Genomic DNA, 1,894 nt, shown 5'->3' on the forward strand with positions numbered 1-1,894 from the left:
TCTTTTTTATTGAAATCGAATAGAGCTGAGGGTATTTGTGTAGAAAAAAGAAACACTTTTTTGCTATACAAGTTTAAAACAAGCTTTATGATAAAGTAAATTAATTAAATTATAACAAAGAGTTGAGTTATGCAAAGTAATAACCCTATTTTGAACCGCGTGGAAACACATGCGGACTATAGTCAACCGATGACTGTTCAAGGTGCTATTCAGAAGTCTGTATTACTTACAGTGATTGCGGCTGTGGTCGGTATAGCACTGTTTTTATACTGTTTCATGACCTTAAATATTTCGCTAGCCTATGCTGCAACCTTAGTCGGTGCGATTGGTGGTCTAATTTTAGGCCTGATTGCAACTTTTAAACCAAATACCGCACGTACCCTTGCCATTCCATATGCCTTGTTTGAAGGTGCTTTTTTAGGTGGGGTGTCGGTTATTTTCCAATTGAAATATCCGGGTGTACCTTTACAAGCGCTCTTGGCAACTTTTGTCACCACTTTAGTGATGTTTGGCCTGTATCGTTTTCAAATTATTCGTGCCACTGAAAAATTCAAATCTGTAGTGATGTCAGCATCAATTGCCATCGCGATTGTCTTTGTGGTGCAGATGGTCATGCGTTTGGCTTTTGGTTCAAGCATTCCATTTTTATTTGAAAACAATTTATTAGGTTTAGGTTTTGCCGCTTTTGTTGCAGTGATTGCATCACTGAACTTAATTCTAGATTTTGATTTGATTGAAAGTGCTGCGGCACAACACGCTCCGAAAGCGATGGAATGGCTGTGTGGTATTGCACTACTAGCGACTCTGGTGTGGATGTACTATTCATTCCTACGTCTACTCAGCATGTTGCGTGGCGACGACTAATCTCCTTAGTTTTAACAAATACGCCCCTTCATTGGGGCGTATTTGTTATTGAATGTTGATGAATTGAAAAAAGGCGCATTATGCAATTTCGGTTTCAACTTAAACTTGGCATTATGCAGATAAATTATTTTGAGTGAGAGTCACATGGCACAAGGACTATTGGCTGGAAAGCGTTTTTTAGTAGCAGGTATTGCAAGTAAATTATCAATTGCATTTGGTATTGCTCAAGCGCTTCACCGTGAAGGCGCGGAACTTGCATTTACTTATCCAAATGAAAAACTGAAAAAACGTGTAGATGAATTTGCAGCACAATTTGGCTCAACGATTGTTCTACCATGTGATGTGGCTGTCGACGCTGAAATTGAACAGACTTTTGTTGAATTGGCAAAACACTGGGACGGGTTAGACGGTGTAGTACATTCGATTAGTTTTGCGCCTGCGCATACATTGGATGGTGACTTTACCGATGTAACGGATCGTAATGGTTTTAAAGTGGCACATGACATTAGTGCATATAGCTTTATTGCGATGGCGCGTGCTGCGAAGCCGTTACTTTTAGTTCGTCAAGGTTGTTTATTGACTTTGACTTACCAAGGTTCTGAACGTGTAATGCCAAACTACAATGTGATGGGTATGGCGAAAGCATCATTAGAAGCGGGCGTACGTTACTTGGCATCAAGCTTGGGTGCAGAAGGGATTCGTGTGAATGCGATTTCAGCAGGGCCAATCCGTACTTTGGCGGCATCAGGGATTAAGTCGTTCCGCAAAATGTTAGATGTAAACGAAAAAATTTCACCACTTAAACGTAATGTGACCATTGAAGATGTCGGTAATGCTGCATTATTCCTTTGCTCACCTTGGGCAAATGGTATTACCGGTGAAATCATGTATGTCGATGCAGGTTTCAACACTGTGGGGATGAGCCCAGACTTGATGCTTGATGAATAATTAGATTGATTAAAATCATTTAATAAAGCCGCTTTTATAGCGGCTTTGTTTTTGAAGATAGCGAGTGAGATTTTAAAAAGAT

At 40.0% G+C, this 1,894-nt stretch carries 2 protein-coding genes; both read left to right on the plus strand.

The window, feature by feature from the left end; all coding sequences use genetic code 11:
* The first annotated feature begins 129 nt into the window (after positions 1-129).
* Positions 130-864 (plus strand): Bax inhibitor-1/YccA family protein, encoded by a 735-nt coding sequence (locus D7V20_RS18940; protein WP_058952676.1) that lies wholly within the window; start codon positions 130-132, stop codon positions 862-864.
* Between the two features lie 144 nt (positions 865-1,008).
* Positions 1,009-1,812: an enoyl-ACP reductase FabI gene (locus D7V20_RS18945; RefSeq protein WP_058952677.1), complete on the plus strand. Its 804-nt coding sequence runs from the start codon at positions 1,009-1,011 to the stop codon at positions 1,810-1,812.
* Positions 1,813-1,894 lie beyond the last annotated feature (82 nt).

Source organism: Acinetobacter rongchengensis (genome assembly GCF_003611475.1).
GTDB lineage: Bacteria > Pseudomonadota > Gammaproteobacteria > Pseudomonadales > Moraxellaceae > Acinetobacter > Acinetobacter rongchengensis.

Excerpts from the sequence above, each read along its gene's own strand:
- D7V20_RS18940 (WP_058952676.1), top strand. The coding sequence starts at position 130 with ATGCAAAGTAATAACCCTATTTTGAACCGCGTGGAAACACATGCGGAC.
- D7V20_RS18945 (WP_058952677.1), top strand. The coding sequence starts at position 1,009 with ATGGCACAAGGACTATTGGCTGGAAAGCGTTTTTTAGTAGCAGGTATT.